The sequence below is a fragment of the Fructilactobacillus hinvesii genome (genome assembly GCF_024029435.1).
Taxonomy (GTDB): Bacteria; Bacillota; Bacilli; order Lactobacillales; family Lactobacillaceae; genus Fructilactobacillus; species Fructilactobacillus hinvesii.
In genome coordinates this window covers 1,051,329-1,068,964 of the sequence record NZ_CP097118.1, presented here as the reverse complement: position 1 = coordinate 1,068,964, position 17,636 = coordinate 1,051,329, and the positions used below count along the sequence as shown (strand labels likewise).

The window sequence follows — 17,636 nt, the reverse complement described above, 5'->3', positions numbered from 1 at the left end:
TGATTGAAAGAAGGTGATGGTATGTTAAAAGAAATTTCAATTAAAAATTTTGCGATTATTGAGCAACTGGCAGTAAACTTTGAAACTGGCATGACGGTTTTAACGGGTGAAACTGGTGCCGGGAAATCCATTATTATTGATGCCGTTGGTCTACTAGCCGGAGGACGTGGTTCTCAACATTTCATTCGAACTGGGGCTAACAAAGCGGTGCTGCAGGGGCTGTTTCAAGTTCCGCCAGCTGGGATTGCAGAACAAAAGTTGGATGAATTTGGCATTGATCATGATGATGACAACATTATTTTGCAGCGCGAACTGTATCGGAATGGACGCAACATCTGTCGGGTGAATGGGATGCTCGTGAATACGACGACTTTGAAGCAAATTGGAGAGACGCTGGTTGATATCTATGGGCAAAACGAACATCAAGCGTTGATGCAGCCTGATCAGCACTTAAGTTTACTGGATGAATTTATCGGCTCTAAACTACAACCAACGTTGGCAAAATATCAAACCACTTTTGATAAATACCAAAAGATTAGTCGTGCCCTTCGCAATCAAAGCCAGAATGAGAAAGCCCGAGCTCAGCGTTTTGACATGTTGCAGTATCAGGTGAATGAAATTGAAAAAGCTGATTTAACCGATGGAGAAGAAGAAGAACTGTTGCGAGAACGAGATCGGCTGAATAACTTTCAGACCATCAGCAATAGTCTTAGTCAAAGTCTAGCGGATATCGAAGGAGACGAAACGATTAGTCCTTTAGATATGATTGGTGATTCGATGGGAGCCATTGAGTCGGTTGAACGGTTAGGAGACGAGTTTAAACAAATTGCAGAGAACATTAAGGGCGCGTACTACATGCTCCAAGATGCAACTGGTGAAATTTCTAATCAGCTAGATTCTTTGGAATTTGATCAAGGCCGGCTCGATGAGGTAGAGGCCCGGTTAAATACAATCTTTGAATTAAAGCGCAAATATGGGGATTCCATTGAACAAATCTTGGCTTACTATGACAAAATTTCGGCTGAATTAGCTGATATGCAGGCAGAAAACCACAACGGTAATGATTTAGAAGCACAATTAAAAGCCACTGAAACTAGCTTGAACCAACTGGGAGCCCAGTTGATGAAAATTAGACATCAGGGTGCCAAAGACCTGACCAAGGCAATTCACCAGCAACTAGCGGATTTGTACATGGAGAAAACCGAATTTGAAGCCCGGTTTAATAGTCTGCCGGCGGGACATTTTAATGCGACTGGGATTGAAACTGTAGAATTTTACCTCCGTACTAATCCAGGGGAGGCAATGCTTCCTTTGAATAAAATTGCTTCTGGAGGAGAACTATCTCGGATTATGCTGGCACTCAAAACGATTTTTTCTCGAGTGCAGGGAGTAACTTCAATTATCTTTGACGAAGTGGATACCGGAGTCTCTGGTCGGGTCGCCCAAGCGATTGCGGATAAGATTCATGGCATCAGCTTAAAGTCGCAGGCGCTTTGCATTACTCACTTACCGCAAGTGGCTGCGATGGCTGATCACCAGGATTACATTGAAAAACACGTTGATCAGAACGGCCGAACGGAAACCACGATTGAACCAATTTCCGGAAAGAAGCGGGTGAATGAGTTAGCCCGGATGTTGGCTGGGACAACTGTGACTAAACTAACGTTGGAACACGCTCAAGAATTGTTGAATTTAGCTGAAAAGGCCAAGCAAGCAGAAGCATAATGCTATTGATTATTTGACCTAAAACCGCCATAATGTTATTAATAAGCATATTGATGAAGGGGCGGTTTAATTGACAAAACGCGGGATGTTAATTGTTCTTTCTGGTCCATCTGGGGTTGGAAAAGGAACGGTACGAAAAGCACTATTTGAGGATCCAAACGTTGATTTTAACTATTCAATTTCAATGACCACGAGACAACCGCGCGACGGTGAACAAAATGGGGTTGATTACTATTTTGTTTCTAAAGAAGAGTTTGAAGATCACATTAAAAACGGAGAGATGCTAGAGTACGCTAAGTACGTGGATAATTATTATGGGACTCCACTGAACTACGTTAACCAGCAACTAGAAGCCGGACATGATGTTTTCTTAGAAATCGAAGTAAACGGAGCGCTACAAGTGCGGGCTAATTGTCCCGATGGCATTTTCATCTTTTTGACACCGCCAGACATTAAAGAATTGCGGAGTCGGCTCGTGGGTCGGGGCACAGATGATTTAGAAGTGATTAACAAACGAATTCAAACGGCTAGTAAAGAAATTCATATGATGCAAAACTATGATTATGCCGTGGTCAATGATAAAATTGAGAATGCTGTTAATCAGATTAAAGATATCGTTCGTAGTGAACGGTTAAAGGTCAAACGAGTCATGCCAGATTATCTAGATAGTTTAGGAGATGAAATCTAATGCTGTATCCATCAATTGATGATTTATTAAAAATCGTAGATTCTCGTTATTCGTTGGTAATGTTAGCAAGTAAACGGGCCGAGGAACTCGACCAAGGAGCTGCTCCATTACTTAGTCATTACGAAAACTCTAAATCAGTTGGCAAGGCTTTAGAAGAAATTGCGGCTGGGGTTTTAAAGATTGAAAACGAAGCCTAATTAGAACAAAAAAGACCATACGTAGTGGGATAGCTAGGCCCCAGGCGTAGTGGTCTTTTTTATTAATTGAAAATTTAATTCGGTATAATTAAATTAACGAAGCAAATGGAGTAAATGATGAATGGGAAAAAAATTACGCTATATATAACGGGTAGTATTGCCGCTTATAAAGCGGTTTATTTGCTACGGCTATTAAAAAAAGCGGGCGCAGATGTTGTTGTAGTAATGACCCGGGCCGCGACCGAATTTATCACGCCTTTAACGTTTCAAACTCTGGCCGGTCACCCGGTTCTTATAGATGATGACTGGCAGTCGCCAAACCAAGGAGTAGTTCACGTTGAAGCAGCCCAGTGGGGAGATTTAAATTTGGTGGCCCCAGCTTCGGCCGATTTTATTGCTAAAGCTGCTAACGGGATTGCTGATTCTTTGGCAACGACCACTTTTTTGGCAGCTACTGCTAAAAAATTAATCGTTCCAGCAATGAATGATGGAATGTGGCATAATCCAGCTACCAAGAGAAACTGCGTTCAGTTACAGCAGGATGGGGTACAAATTCTCACTCCGGAGATTGGTTTTCTAGCAGAGGGCTACGCGGCCGAGGGGCGAATGCCCGAACCACCGACCATTATGGCAGCTGCTACTAAAGCACTGACAAAGCAAGATTGGCAGGGTAAACGGCTTTTGATTACCGCGGGCGGTACTAGAGAAGCTTTGGATCCGGTTCGGTATCTATCGAATCGTTCGTCAGGAAAGATGGGGTATGCACTGGCACAGGTGGCCCAGCAACACGGTGCCGTGGTTACCTTGATTAGTGCCAACGTTACGTTGCCAACCCCACCAGGAGTTCAGTTGGTCCGGGTCCAAACTGCTCGTGAAATGGAAACCCAGTTACACCGTTTTTTTCCAGAAACAGATGTTTTGTTAATGGCGGCGGCTGTTAGTGATTTTCGCCCGCAGCAAACAGCCTCCCAAAAGATAAAAAAAACGGCAGCCAATGCGGAATTAACCTTACATCTACAGGCTAATCATGACCTTTTACAAGAAATGGGAACTAAAAAGCAACCCCAGCAATTAGTGGTCGGTTTTGCCGCTGAGACCCAAAATTTACGTGAGAACGCAATGAAAAAATTACACCAGAAACGGGTAGATTTAATTGTGTTAAACGACGTTAGTAATCCGCAAATTGGTTTTAATGGTGACAATAATCAGGTCACAATCATTGGTGCAGATGGTTTTAAGGAACAAACCCCAGTGGAAGCTAAAACCAAGATTGCGGAACGCATTTTAACGGTAGTCAAAAAGAAGCTACCATAATTTTTAAAAACAAGGGAAGGGGGAACAGCATGACAATTGCAGAAATAATCGTGGACGTTCCCACCATGCAAACTAATCTTCCATATTCGTATGTTGTTCCTAAAGAACTGGAGACAAAAATTCAACCGGGAATGCGGGTTGTAGTTCCTTTCGGGAAGGGGAACCGGAAGGTGGAAGGGTTTGTAGTGAAAGTTGATCATGATACTGAGAAAGCAGCAACTGCTACTACGCAATTAAAATCACTTACCAGTTTGATGGATTTGCATCCAGTGGTAAATACTGAACTGCTTAAATTATCGCAGTGGTTAGCAGAGACAACCTATTCCTTTCGCATTAGTTGTTTATTAACCATGTTACCTAACGTAATGAAGGCTAAGTATCAAACTTTAGTGGTTCCAGTGGCCCCTGTTACCGATCCGTGGCTATTAGATCATTTTCCGCATCAGGATGCGATTCCGCTAGATCAAGACCATTTTTCTAATCAGGAGCTAGCTCGTTTGACAGAATTGCGTAAGCAAGGACAGGTGCAAATTCAGTATCAGGTGCATAACCAAGCGAAACCCAAAACGGAACTGGCGGTCTTAAATCAGATTCAAGATTTTGAACGGTGTCGGGAGTCCATTCGCAAGAATGCCACCGGCCAGCTAGCGTTGTTGAATCAGTTGGAACGACACCCAAAGACGCCCCTGCAACAACGGACATTAGTCAAACAGACTGGCATTTCTCCAGCCGTAATTAAAAACTTTGAAAACCGTGGTTGGATTACCAAAACCACCGTGGAAAAGTACCGTAATCCAGAACAACATCCAATTGCCAGAGATCAACCGAAACGATTGACGACGGATCAACAGCATGCGGTTAGCACGATTAATGCGGCCGTTACCGACCAGCAACCGACTACTTTTTTACTAGAAGGGGTGACGGGATCTGGAAAGACAGAGGTTTATCTGCAAACGATTCAGCGAGCATTAGATCAGGACGAACAAGCTCTAATGTTAGTCCCAGAAATTGCATTGACTCCCCAAATGGTGACCCGGGTGAAACGTCGGTTTGGCGATCAGGTAGCAATTTTACATAGTGGACTCTCAAATGGTGAGAAGTATGATGAGTGGCGGCGCATTAATGAAGGAACAGCGCAGGTGGTCGTAGGTGCCCGTTCGGCTATTTTTGCACCATTACAAAACCTGGGATTAATCATCTTGGATGAAGAGCACGACCCAAGTTATAAACAGAGTGATAACCCGCGTTACCACACGCGAGATATTGCTCTTTGGCGGGCGCAGTATCATCACTGTCCGGTGATTTTGGGGAGTGCGACCCCATCTTTAGAATCACGTGCTCGAGCTGAAAAGGACGTCTACCACCTTCTTCGACTGCCAGAGCGGATTAACGGGCAACAGCTACCGGAAATCCAAGTGGTTGATATGACGAATGCCCTTGAACGCACGGGGGATTTATTTTCAAATGAGCTATTGCAGGCGCTTCAAGCTACCATTGATCGACATGAACAAGCCGTATTGTTATTAAACCGGCGGGGCTTTTCGTCTTTCATGTTGTGTCGTGATTGTGGCTACGTTTTAAAGTGCCCGCATTGTGACATTTCACTCACTATGCACCTCGACAGTCACACCATGAAATGTCATTACTGTGGCTATGAAACGGCAATTCCGACCGAATGTCCTCATTGTCATGGGCATCATATTCGTTACTTTGGAACGGGAACAGAGAAGGCAACCCAACAACTGCAACAGTTACTGCCGCAAACCCGAATTTTACGGATGGACGTTGACACGACCCGAAAAAAAGGCGCTCATCGGCGTATTTTACAGCAATTTGGTGCTCACCAAGCCGACATTTTGTTAGGAACACAAATGATTGCGAAGGGATTGGATTTTCCAGACGTGACCCTAGTGGGAGTTTTGAATGCAGACACTGGGTTAGAATTGCCGGATTTTCGTGCCAGCGAACGAACTTTTGATCTCCTGACTCAGGTAGCCGGGCGAGCCGGACGAGCTGAAAAAGCCGGTCAGGTTATTATTCAAACCTTTAATCCAGAGCACTATGCGATTCAATTGGCTCAACGTCAGGATTATGAAGCCTTTTTCCACAGAGAAATGCAACTTCGCCATCTGGCCGGTTACAGTCCCTATTTCTATACCGTATTGGTCACCGTGAGTGCTTTAAAGGAAAAGGAAGCTGCGGCAGAAGCCGGGCGGGTTTCCAGTTTATTACATGATAACGTTGCCCAGACAACCGAAATCCTCGGTCCCACTCCCCGACCAATTGCCCGAATTAAGAATCGGTATTATTATCAAATTATCGTTAAGTACAAGCACGATCGGCAATTACCCGCAGCACTAAATCGGATTCAAGCTATTTCTCAAAAAGAGGTGCGTAAGGGATTTCGGATTGCAATCGACGTGGAACCCCAGAGTTTTATGTAGGAGGAAGAAATGCAAACAGTTATTTTCATGGGAACACCCCAATTCAGCGTTCCAATTTTACAGGCCCTAAACGAACACTACCAAGTTGTTGGCGTCGTTACCCAACCAGATCGTCCGGTTGGTCGCAAGCATCGACTTACGGCGTCTCCTGTAAAACAAACGGCTGAAGAATTAGGATTGCCAGTGTTACAACCAGAAAAACTTAGTGGCAGTCCCGAGTTACAGCAAGTAATTGACCTCAAACCAGATTTTATTGTGACGGCTGCTTACGGCCAGTTTTTGCCCACCAAGTTATTAAATGCCGCCCAAATTGCAGCGGTAAATGTGCATGGCTCTTTACTACCCAAGTATCGGGGGGGAGCACCCGTCCAGTATGCAATCATGAATGGGGATCAAACGACCGGAATTACAATTATGTACATGGTGAAGGAAATGGATGCTGGTGATATTTTAGCCCAGGCCAGCGTTCCAATTACTGACCATGATGATACGGCATCAATGTTTCAAAAGCTGAGCCTAGTAGGACGCGATTTGTTATTAGAGACGTTGCCCAAGTTGACTAAGCATGAAATTACCCCCCAAAAACAGAATGAAGCCGAAGTTGTTTTCTCCCCAACGATTAAACGGGGAGAAGAGCAGTTAGATTTTACGAAAACAGCCCGAGCTTTAGATTGTAAAGTCCGGGCATTACGTCCAGATCCAGGGGCTTATGCTTTGGTTCAGGGGCAACGTTATAAATTCTGGGATGTTCAACCAGTCGAACAAACGACCGAGTTTGCTCCGGGACGAGTGGTTGAACGGACAAAGCAGACCTTACTTCTTGCTGCTGGGGACCACACGGTTTTACAGGTTAATCAATTACAACCAGCAGGCAAACCCAAAACAGAGATTCAAGCCTTTTTAAACGGGAATCAACAACTACAAACAGGAGACCAATTTATTGATGAGTACAAACAAGAGTAATCCACGAGCACTAGCGGTTGAAACCTTAGAACGGGTGCATAATGGGGCCTACTCCAATCTGCAGATTAACAACGTGATTGATAATTCTACCATGTCAAAGCAGGACATTCGCTTGTTTACTAACATTGTGTATGGCGTCATCCAGCACCGATTAACGTTAAATTACTACGTTGAACAATTGGTTAATCATGCTAACAAACTACAACCGTGGGTCATTGAGCTCCTTGATAGTGCTATTTATCAAATGGAGTACTTAGATAAGGTGCCGAATCGGGCAATTTTTGATGAGTCGATTAAAATTGCGAAGCAACGCGGGCATGATGGGATTCGACGCTTAGTCACGGGGGTGTTGCATACCATTGCCCGGCACGGTTTGCCAGCACTTTCTGAAATTAAGGATCCGCTAGAACGATTGTCAATTACCAGAAGCGTGCCCGTGTGGCTCGTGCAAACGTTACTTGACGAACTTGGTCAGGAAAAAACGGAACGGTTACTGGCAACGATTAATCAGCCAGCTAACCAGTCGATTCGAGTGAACCAAACGAAGACAACCCCGGGTGAGCTACAAGCACAACTAGAAGCAGAAGGGTTTACGGTCCGTCCTAGTAAGGTTGCGGCTGATGCCTTGGTTCTTAATCATGGAGTAGCAGCTCATTCAAAACTGTTTCAATCGGGGTTATACACGATTCAAGATGAAAGTGCGATGCTGCCGGTGCAAGCGATGCACCTTCAATCTGATAATCAGGTTCTTGATGCATGTGCTGCTCCTGGAGGCAAGACCACCCAAATTGCAGAACAGTTAACCACTGGATCGGTTCGGGCATTAGACTTACACGATAAAAAATTGCGCCAGATTCAAACTAATGCGCAACGGCTGGGCGTTAGTGATCGGATTATTACTCAAGCGTTGGATGCTCGAAAAGTTGGAACGGAGTTTGCTGACCAAACCTTTGATCAAATTTTGGTTGACGCGCCGTGCTCTGGAATTGGTCTAATTCGACGCAAGCCAGAGATTCGGTATGAAAAAACCCCCACAGACGTGGCCAAATTAGCCACGATTCAGCAAGCCATTCTACGGGCGGTGGCGCCCAAGTTAAAGGTGGGTGGGACCTTGATTTATAGTACTTGTACGATTTTAGAGCAAGAAAATCAAGCAAACGTGCAGCAGTTTTTAGCTTCCCATCCCAACTTTGAATCAGTACGGGTTTCGACCAAGTTGGAGTTAAAATCCCAACGTCAAGTACCAGAGTTAAAAATTTATCCAGACGATTATGGTTCAGATGGGTTCTTTGTGGCCGCATTAAGAAAGGTAGCAGAATGACAAACGTGCAAAAGGGAAAAATTTATCAATCTTTGAGTGGTTTTTATGACATTGTGGTAAATGGTAAGACTTATCGGACGAGAGCCCGGGGGAACTTTCGCAAGCACCAAATTAAGCCGCTGGTAGGTGATTGGGTTGAGTTTGATGCCCCTAACCAACGGGAGGGCTATGTTTTAAAGGTGCTTCCCCGGTTTAATGAATTGGTACGGCCTCCGATTGCCAATACGGACCAAGCTTTAGTTGTAACTTCCGCGATTGAACCAGATTTCTCCGCGAGTTTACTGGATAAGGAATTGGTAGCCTTGGAACGTGAACACATTCAACCCGTTTTAGTGTTTACTAAGGTAGATCTTTTAAATGATCAGGCTCGTTCAGCTTTTCTAGTAGAAGTGCAAAAATATCGGGATCAGGTTGGTTATCCGGTTGTTGTAACCACAGATTCAGATGCCGATGAGAAACTAAAGGCATTATTACCGCACAAGCAGACCGTAGTCATGGGGCAAACGGGAGCGGGGAAATCAACTCTGTTGAATCACTTGGATCCAAGTTTAGAGTTAGAAACGGGAGAAATCTCTCAGGCCCTCAGTCGGGGAAAACATACCACGAGAAAAGTTTCGTTAGTCACCATTAACGATGGGCTGGTTGCTGATACTCCTGGTTTTTCATCTTTTGAAACGTTGGACATTCAAGCGACCGAGCTCAAAAATTACTATCCTGACTTTGTACGGGTAGCACCCGAATGTAAATTTCGCGAATGCCTGCACATTAACGAACCCAACTGTGCTGTGAAGCAGGGGGTAAAAAATGGTACAATTTTAACGAGCCGATATGAAGACTACGTAGACCAGTATCAATCCATCAAGGCTCAAAAACCGGTCTACCGACGGAAAAGAGGAAATTAACATGATTAAAGTGGCACCATCAATTTTAAGTGCAGATTACGTAAACCTCCAAAGTAGCATTGAAAAGGTTGATCAAGCGGGAGCAGAAGTTCTGCATATTGACGTAATGGATGGCTTGTTTGTTCCAGCCATTTCGTATGGACCCGGTTGGGTAAAAGCAATTCGCCCCATCACTAAAATGGAACTAGATTGCCATTTAATGGTGGAAAATCCAGAACGTTACGTTGATCAATTTGCTGACAACGGAGCAGACTTAATCGGGGTGCATGTTGAAGCCACTCCCCACATTCATCGAGCTTTACAAATGATTAAAAATAAGGGAGTAAAGGCCGAAGTGGTAATTAATCCCGGAACCCCAGTTAGCGCCATCAAACCCGTGTTGTATTTGGTAGATCAAGTCTTAGTAATGACGGTTAACCCTGGCTTTGGTGGGCAGAAATTCATTCCAGAAACGATTAGTAAGATTAAAGAACTTAATCAATTGCGTAACGAAAACGCTGATTACAACTTCACAATTGAAATTGATGGTGGAGTTAATGATCAAACGGTTGTTAAACCATACGAGGCAGGAGCAGATGTTGCTGTTGCTGGTTCATACGTTTTTGGTGCTCCTAATCCAGCAGAACGGGTGGAAGCAATTAAAAAAGCCACTGATTTTTAAGGTTAAGGAATAGACCAATGAAAACAATTAATTTGCTCGCCGGAGGTCCCCAATCAGAGTGGCCCGCTGACCTCCAACAACGGTTACACCGAAATCCTTGCATTGGGATTGATCGCGGGAATCTCCATTTATTAGCAATGGGAATCACGCCGGTAGCTGCAATTGGTGATTTTGATTCTGTTTCCGCGGATGAGCTTGCACTGATTAAGGACAACGTTTCCATTGTGCATCAGTCTAGTCCCATTAAGGACGAAACTGATACGGAATTAGCCCTTCAATTTGCAGGACAGCACTATCCTACCGCCCAGTTAGTTTTGTATGGTTTTTCTGGAGGACGGTTAGATCAATTATTGACGAACTTGCTCATGGTGTATCGACCGTTTTTACAGGACGTGATTACCCGATTAACGCTGCAAGATGCTCATAATTGGATTCAGTTTTATCAACCAGGAACGAATGTGGTCGAAAAACAACCGGGAATGAAATACTTGGATTTTGTTGCACTGGAACCAACTAAATTGACCCTGCCAGATGAAAAGTATCAATTAGATCGGTTTGCGGTGCAACGACCCACTTCATTTTCTAGTAATGAGTTTTTAAAGGATCGGGGTACGTTTACCTTTGACCGGGGCATTTTAATGGTGATTCAAAGTCATGACTAAAACAAAAGAGCAACCGCAGTTGCGGTTGCTCTTTTGTTTTAATTAATTAAAATGTGGAATAAAGCTTAAACCCGTTTAAATTTACCTGATTTTAAAGTTCTGGCACTTAACCAAACTTTCTTTGGTTTACCATCAACTAAAATCCGAACTTTTTGCAAGTTTGGCTTCCAACTACGTCTCGAAGCGTTTAAAGCGTGGGAACGACGGTTACCAAAGTGGGTTCTTTTTCCAGTTAAAGCATCCTTAGCCATGAAAATCCCTCCTTTGTTCTAAAATAAAGCGTAATTAGCTATATAACTAATCTAGCACAAATAGTGGTTAATTGCAATCTTTCTTTCAAGTAATCTTACTTGACAGTTAAAAATGAATGTTTTGGTTTTTAAAACCAGTATGGTAAGATATGGTATCGTGAGAAATTCGTTAAAAATAGGGAGATGCATCCGATGGCTGTAAAAATGAACACTAAATATGGATCAATCGACATTGACAACGATGTAATTGCTACGGTAGTCGGCGGTGCGGCTACCGATAACTATGGGGTAGTCGGAATGGCTAGCCGTAATCAAATTAAAGATGGTATGAATGAAATTTTACGGCGGGATGCCTATTCACGTGGAATTGTGGTACGCCAGGTTGACGATGAGATTCAGGTTGATGTTAACATCATCGTCAGCTACGGAACCAAAATTTCCGAGGTTTCTCGGACGGTTCAGGCCAAAGTTAAATATAATTTAGAAACAATGTTAGGGGTAACCGCTGACTCTGTGAATGTATTTGTCCAGGGAGTTAAGGTCATCAACGACTAGCAAGTTTGAATTAAGAGGGAGATTGGATACTAGTGTCAGTAACGAAGATTACTACAAAAGAGTTCGACCAAATGGTTCAAGCTGCAGCGGTCGTCCTCCAAAATAACGCTGAATTTATTAATTCTTTAAACGTGTTCCCGGTTCCAGATGGAGATACCGGGATGAACATGAGCCTTTCGTTTGCGAGTGGGGCAAAGTATGTTGCGAAAGAATCCCAACCAACGGTGGGAGCCAAAGCAGCTGCTTTAGCCAAGGGATTGCTAATGGGAGCTCGTGGTAACTCGGGAGTCATTTTATCCCAAATTTTTCGGGGCTTTGCCAAGAACGTTGAAGGGAAAGCTGACTTAAATGCCACTGAGTTTACCGCGGCCATTACCGCTGGGGCAAAAACTGCTTATAATTCTGTGATGAAACCCACGGAAGGAACCATTTTAACGGTGATTCGTTTTGCCGCAAACGCCGGCCGGAAAAAGGCTGCTCAAACTGATGATTTGGGGAAGGTTAGTGATGCCATCAAAAAAGGTGCCCAAACGGCTTTGAAGCAAACGCCTGATTTACTACCGGTTTTAAAACAAGTCGGAGTGGTTGACTCTGGGGGACAGGGATTAACCTTTGTTTTAGAAGCTTTTGCTGATATTTTAAATAATCGGGAACCATCAGATGATGTGCACGCCAAGTTTAACGTGGAAGCCAATAAAATGGATGAAATGGTGAAAAAATCAGACCACGCCAGTGCACAGGGACAACTCAATCCAGATGACATTGTGTATGGGTATTGTACCCAGATGACGGTGCGTTTTGGGAAGGGAAAAGAGTACAAAGATCCCTTTGATTATGATCACTTCTATGACTATTTAGCTCCATTAGGAGATTCGTTGTTAGTGATTAATGATGATGAAGTTGCTAAGGTTCATATTCACACGGAACAACCAGGCAAGGTTCTAGCGTGGGGACAAAACTTTGGCGATTTAATTAACATTAAGATTGATAATATGCGGGAGCAACAGGAGTCCATCATGGAAAATGATGAACAGTCAGATGATTCCGAACCCCAAGCGCCAGCTAGCGAACCTGCTGCTCCAGCAGTTGAAATGGCTGTGATTGCAGTTGTTGCAGGGGCTGGATTAGAAAAACTCTTCAAGAGTCTCGGCGTTACAAAAATTATTAGTGGTGGACAAACGATGAATCCTAGCACGGAAGACATCGTGAAAGCCGTGAATGCTACCAATGCCAAGCACGTGTTAGTTTTACCGAATAATAAAAATATTTTCTTAGCAGCCGAACAAGCAGAAGATTTAACGGACGTTCCTATGAAAGTGGTTCATACCAAAACCATCCCGCAAGGATTAACGGCAATGTTCTCTTACAATCCCGAGGCTAGTTTAGCTGATAATCAAACCGCCATGGATGATTCCTTGGATACGGTCAAAAGTGGACAAGTAACGACCGCCATTCGGGATACTAAAATTGATGATTTAGAGATTAAAAAGGGAAACTTCATGGGAATTATCGATGGCCAAATTCAGGTTATCGCATCCAGTCTCGATGAAGCTGCCGTGCAAATGACGAAAAAAATGCTTGATGCTGATAGTGAAAACGTTACGATTATTTACGGCGAAGGAGCTACTCAAGCTGACGCTCAAAAAGTAGAAGACTCGGCGGCTGCCGTTGATGATGAGTTAGAAATTGAAATTCACGCCGGTAATCAACCGGTTTATCCATTCATTATTTCGGTCGAATAAAACGAAAGCAACGAAAGAGGCTGTCAATTCATTTGGAATTGGCGGCCTTTTCCGACAGATAGGTGGTGTAAGGTTATGAAGAGTATTCTAGATCCAGTGGGGACGCTCAAAGGAGTCGGTCCTAAAAAGCAGACAGCCTTAGCTGATTTGAATATTCACACCGTGTTTGACCTGTTGACTTATTTCCCATTTCGTTATGAAGATTTTCGCACGCAATCACTGGCAGAATTAAAGGACCAGCAGCCGGTAACGTTAAAAGGCACCGTTGCAGCCGAACCCGTGGTTAATTACTTTGGCCGGCGTAAAAATCGGTTGGTCCTGCAGTTAATGGTGGGACATGACGTGGTTCCAGTCACTTTTTTTAATCAACCATGGCTAAAAAAGCAGGTGGAACCAGGTCAAATCATTTTAGTTCATGGTAAATTTGATGCTAGTAAAAAAAGCTTGACGGGAATTAAACTACTTCACGATCTGCAACAGCCATTCAATTCGATTTACTCTGTTAACAACCAAATTACTCAAAAAACCATCCAAGCGTTAATAAAGCAGGCCTACACAGAGTATCAATCAGTGATTGAAGACTTCGTTCCCCAATGGATTCGGACTAAGTTTCGGTTGGAGTCCTTGCAAACTGTGATCAGGGAGATGCATTTTCCCAGTCATCCCCAGGCGTTGAAAGCGGCCCGTCGTACGGCCAAATTTAATGAGTTTTTTTTGTTTCAAATGCGTTTGCAGACGTTAAAACAACGTGAGCAACGTCCTCGGTCACAGGCGCAAATTAAGACCGATAAGTTAACTTTACAGCCGTTTATTGATCAACTTCCGTATCAGCTAACTGATGCGCAGCAGCGCGTTGTAAATGAAATTCTGGCTGATTTGCAGCGTCCAGTTCCAATGAACCGGTTACTCCAAGGAGATGTAGGAAGCGGGAAAACGATTGTCGCAGCACTGGCCATCCTGGCAACCGTATTGGCACAACAACAAGCGGTGTTATTAGCTCCCACTGAAATCTTGTCAGAACAGCATGCAAATGGATTGGCCCAATTATTTGCCGGGACTAACGTTAACATTGCCCTTCTAACTGGGGCTACTCCCCCAAAGGCACGCCGTGAATTACTACCGCGGATTAAAGCAGGACAAATTGACCTCATCGTGGGAACCCATGCTTTGTTTCAACCGAGTGTGCATTATCACCACTTGGGATTGGCGGTGATTGATGAACAGCATCGCTTTGGGGTCAATCAACGTAAGCAAATGCGCGAAAAGGGACCGGCGACAAATGTACTATCGATGACGGCAACCCCGATTCCTAGAACCCTTTCAATTACAGCATATGGTGAAATGGATGTTTCTGTAATTGACGAACTCCCAGGGGGCCGAAAACCGATTAAAACAACTTGGATTAAAAGTAGCCAAGAACAAACCATGTTAAATTTTGTGAAAAAGCACTTACATAATGGTGAGCAGGCCTATGTAGTGGTTCCTTTGATTGATGAGTCAGATGCAGTTGAAATGCGAAATGTGATGATGACTTATGAGCACTTTCAAAAAGAGCTAGGCCAGGATTTTCACGTTGGGTTACTGCACGGCCAGATGAACGAAGCCGATAAGAACCAGGTCATGGATGATTTTAAAAATAATCGAACCCAGGTCTTAGTATCGACCACCGTAATTGAAGTGGGTGTGGACGTTTCTAATGCCAGTGTGATGGTAATTTATGATGCTGATCACTTTGGATTGGCCCAACTCCATCAGTTACGCGGTCGCGTTGGCCGGGGATCACAGCAATCCTACTGTATCCTGATTGCTGACCCCAAAAATAAGGTGGGGGTGCAGCGGATGAACGTCATGAGTACTTCTACTGATGGTTTCTTTATTTCCCAAAAAGATTTAGAATTAAGGGGTCCGGGTGATATTCTTGGCAAACAGCAATCAGGGATTCCTAGCTTTAACGTAGGAGATCCAATTGCGGATGTGAATGTCTTGAGTGCCGCCCAAGAAGTCGCTAAAATGGTGACTGATAATCCTGATTGGATGCAAGATCCAGAGAATCAAAATCTAGTCCGACAATTACAAACATTAAATAACAATACTTCATTTGATTAAGGAGTTCCTTCATGATTAAAATTGCAATTGATGCCATGGGTGGCGACCACGCTCCACAAGCACTCGTGGCTGGTGCTGAATTAGCTCGCGATGCGAGCCAAAATGATGTGGAATACATTTTATTTGGGGATCAAGAGCAGCTTAAACCGTTAGTAAAAAACTCGCAAAACATTCGGATTGTGCACGCTGATGAAGTAATTGCGATGGATGATGAACCAGTTCGGGCGGTTAAAAAAAAGAAAAATGCCAGTCTGGTGTTGGCAGCCCAAGCGGTACGGAATGGCGAGGCTGATTTATTACTGTCAGCCGGAAATACTGGGGCATTAATGGTCGCCGGCCTTTTGATTATTGGTCGAATGAAAGGAATTAATCGGCCCGGCTTGATTGTAACGCTACCGGTGGTTGATAACGATCGCGGTTTTACGATGATTGACGCGGGAGCCAATGCGGATGCTAAGGTTGAAAACGTTATTCAGTACGCCCAACTAGGTAAAATTTATAGCCAACGGGTTAGAGCTTTGTCGAATCCGCGGATTGGTCTCATTAATAACGGAACTGAAGCAGATAAAGGGGACGTTAACCACCGTAAAATGTATGAAGAACTCGAAAAATTAGGCCAAGCCGGAGAGTTGAATTTTATTGGTAACGTTGAGGCTCGTGATCTGTTAAATAACGTTACGGACGTAGCCGTTACCGATGGATTCACTGGCAATGCTGCCCTAAAGGGAATTGAAGGAAGTGCCCTTGCCGTTGTAAATATGATTAAAGACAGTATTACGACCGGTGGCTTTCGTGAAAAGCTTGGGGGATTATTATTAAAACCAGCCTTAAAAAAGATTGCTAAAAAAATGGATTACACCCGTTACGGGGGTTCAGTACTGCTGGGCTTAAAAGCTCCGGTGATTAAAACGCACGGAAATAGCAATGCGAAAACCATTTTCTATGCCTTACAGAGCGCCGCAGACGTGGCACATTCAAATTTAGTGACAGAAATTGCAACACAGTTTGCTGATCAAAAACAGCAAGATTAATGGTGGAGGGACTTTCTCATGGATGAAAAAACGGTATTTTATACGGTAGCCCAAACGCTTGAAGACCAATTTCAAGTAGAAAAAGCGGAAATTAATCGAGAAACTAACTTTCAACGAGATTTAGGTGCTGATTTCGTAGATTTAGCGCACTTTATCGTGGAAATTGAAGATGAATTTGGCGACGTCATTCCAGATGATGCGGCCGAACAAATTGATACGGTCCAGGATTTAGTAGATGTGATTGTGAAAAATACACCTGACAAAAAATAAGCGGAACCCCATCAAAGCCTGATGGGGTTTTTCGTTTAATGCTATAATAGAATCATTAAACAATCGGGAGGAACTTCACTTGCAGAAAGAATTTGACCATAAATTAGCCAGTGATTATAACATTAAATTTAACAATGAAGCTTTATTAGATGAAGCCTTTACGCAGGCTTCGTACGTTAACGAACATCCAGATGAAAACTTAAAGTTTTACGAACGATTAGAGTTTTTAGGGGACGCTGTTTATCAACTTGTGGTTTCTGACTATATCTTTAAACGTTATCCAGATATGCCCCAAGGACGGTTAACCCGGTTACGGGCAGCGATGGTTAATCGGCATAGTTTTAGTCGGTTTGCGCGTGAATGTCATTTTGATAAATACATTCGGCTGGGAAAGGGAGAAGAAAAGGCCGGAGCGCGAAATAGAGATTCACTCCTGTGTGATATCTTTGAATCGTTTATTGGGGCTGTGTACCTTGACCAGGGAATTGAAACCGTTAAAAACTTTTGTCGATTAGTCATTTTCCCTAAGCTGGACGAAGGCTGGTTTGATGAATTCTTTGACCACAAGACCGAGTTACAGGAAGCCATTCAAGTTAACGGACCGGTGGACATTAATTACCAACTATTAGATGAAAATGGTCCTGATAACGACCGGCAGTTTAAAGTGGCGGTTTTGGTTGATCAACAAGAACTGGGGGTTGGCGAAGGCCATTCGAAAAAGAGTGCTGAGCAGTCCGCTGCCAAGGCAGCACTAAATAAACTGGGGATTAAAGACCAAAAATTGCAGTAAAGTAGGTGAACGTT

The 17,636-nt window shown here is 43.7% G+C and carries 17 protein-coding genes; 16 read left to right on the top strand and 1 reads right to left on the bottom strand.

Features of this window, described 5'->3' with window-relative positions:
- Positions 1–21 precede the first annotated feature (21 nt).
- The 10 genes from recN (at position 22) to M3M39_RS05340 (ending at position 10,877) form a co-directional block, all read left to right on the top strand.
- Positions 22–1,725: a DNA repair protein RecN gene (gene recN, locus M3M39_RS05385; protein ID WP_252796850.1), complete on the top strand. Its 1,704-nt coding sequence runs from the start codon at positions 22–24 to the stop codon at positions 1,723–1,725.
- Between the two features lie 70 nt (positions 1,726–1,795).
- Complete coding sequence (gene gmk, locus M3M39_RS05380; RefSeq protein WP_252796849.1) at positions 1,796–2,413, top strand: guanylate kinase; 618 nt, start codon at positions 1,796–1,798, stop codon at positions 2,411–2,413.
- Positions 2,413–2,610, top strand: a complete 198-nt coding sequence (gene rpoZ / locus M3M39_RS05375; RefSeq protein WP_252796848.1) for a DNA-directed RNA polymerase subunit omega — start codon at positions 2,413–2,415, stop codon at positions 2,608–2,610. Before gmk ends, rpoZ begins: the two co-directional genes overlap by 1 nt.
- Positions 2,611–2,727: 117 nt before the next feature.
- On the top strand, positions 2,728–3,924 hold the full coding sequence (coaBC, locus tag M3M39_RS05370) for a bifunctional phosphopantothenoylcysteine decarboxylase/phosphopantothenate--cysteine ligase CoaBC (RefSeq protein ID WP_338028467.1): 1,197 nt from the start codon (positions 2,728–2,730) through the stop codon (positions 3,922–3,924).
- Positions 3,925–3,953: 29 nt separating this feature from the next.
- Positions 3,954–6,368 (top strand): primosomal protein N', encoded by a 2,415-nt coding sequence (gene priA / locus M3M39_RS05365; RefSeq protein WP_252796846.1) that lies wholly within the window; start codon positions 3,954–3,956, stop codon positions 6,366–6,368.
- A 9-nt stretch (positions 6,369–6,377) separates the two neighbouring features.
- Positions 6,378–7,331: a methionyl-tRNA formyltransferase gene (fmt, locus tag M3M39_RS05360; RefSeq protein WP_252796845.1), complete on the top strand. Its 954-nt coding sequence runs from the start codon at positions 6,378–6,380 to the stop codon at positions 7,329–7,331.
- Positions 7,312–8,652, top strand: coding sequence for a 16S rRNA (cytosine(967)-C(5))-methyltransferase RsmB (gene rsmB, locus M3M39_RS05355; protein WP_252796844.1), 1,341 nt, complete (start codon positions 7,312–7,314; stop codon positions 8,650–8,652). Before fmt ends, rsmB begins: the two co-directional genes overlap by 20 nt.
- A 5-nt stretch (positions 8,653–8,657) precedes the next feature.
- Positions 8,658–9,554: a ribosome small subunit-dependent GTPase A gene (rsgA, locus tag M3M39_RS05350; protein ID WP_252797982.1), complete on the top strand. Its 897-nt coding sequence runs from the start codon at positions 8,658–8,660 to the stop codon at positions 9,552–9,554.
- 1 nt (position 9,555) lies between these two features.
- Positions 9,556–10,215, top strand: coding sequence for a ribulose-phosphate 3-epimerase (rpe, locus tag M3M39_RS05345; RefSeq protein WP_252796843.1), 660 nt, complete (start codon positions 9,556–9,558; stop codon positions 10,213–10,215).
- Between the two features lie 17 nt (positions 10,216–10,232).
- Positions 10,233–10,877 carry a thiamine diphosphokinase gene (locus tag M3M39_RS05340; RefSeq protein ID WP_252796842.1) on the top strand — a complete coding sequence of 215 codons (645 nt, stop codon included), beginning with the start codon at positions 10,233–10,235 and terminating at the stop codon, positions 10,875–10,877.
- Between the two features lie 65 nt (positions 10,878–10,942).
- Here the strand turns inward: M3M39_RS05340 and rpmB are convergent, their stop codons facing one another.
- Positions 10,943–11,128, bottom strand: a complete 186-nt coding sequence (gene rpmB / locus M3M39_RS05335) for a 50S ribosomal protein L28 (protein ID WP_252767240.1) — start codon at positions 11,126–11,128, stop codon at positions 10,943–10,945.
- Positions 11,129–11,320: 192 nt separating this feature from the next.
- Between rpmB and M3M39_RS05330 the strand changes: the two genes are divergently transcribed.
- The 6 genes from M3M39_RS05330 (at position 11,321) to rnc (ending at position 17,622) form a co-directional block, all read left to right on the top strand.
- Positions 11,321–11,683, top strand: coding sequence for an Asp23/Gls24 family envelope stress response protein (locus tag M3M39_RS05330; RefSeq protein WP_252796841.1), 363 nt, complete (start codon positions 11,321–11,323; stop codon positions 11,681–11,683).
- A gap of 32 nt (positions 11,684–11,715) precedes the next feature.
- Positions 11,716–13,425, top strand: a complete 1,710-nt coding sequence (locus M3M39_RS05325) for a DAK2 domain-containing protein (RefSeq protein WP_252796840.1) — start codon at positions 11,716–11,718, stop codon at positions 13,423–13,425.
- A gap of 75 nt (positions 13,426–13,500) precedes the next feature.
- A complete protein-coding gene (gene recG / locus M3M39_RS05320; RefSeq protein ID WP_252796839.1) occupies positions 13,501–15,531 on the top strand; it encodes an ATP-dependent DNA helicase RecG in 2,031 nt (676 codons plus the stop codon).
- A gap of 14 nt (positions 15,532–15,545) precedes the next feature.
- Positions 15,546–16,562, top strand: a complete 1,017-nt coding sequence (gene plsX, locus M3M39_RS05315) for a phosphate acyltransferase PlsX (protein WP_420843008.1) — start codon at positions 15,546–15,548, stop codon at positions 16,560–16,562.
- Positions 16,563–16,580: 18 nt separating this feature from the next.
- A complete protein-coding gene (locus M3M39_RS05310) occupies positions 16,581–16,832 on the top strand; it encodes an acyl carrier protein (protein ID WP_252796837.1) in 252 nt (83 codons plus the stop codon).
- Positions 16,833–16,911: 79 nt separating this feature from the next.
- Positions 16,912–17,622 (top strand): ribonuclease III, encoded by a 711-nt coding sequence (gene rnc, locus M3M39_RS05305; protein WP_252796836.1) that lies wholly within the window; start codon positions 16,912–16,914, stop codon positions 17,620–17,622.
- Positions 17,623–17,636 lie beyond the last annotated feature (14 nt).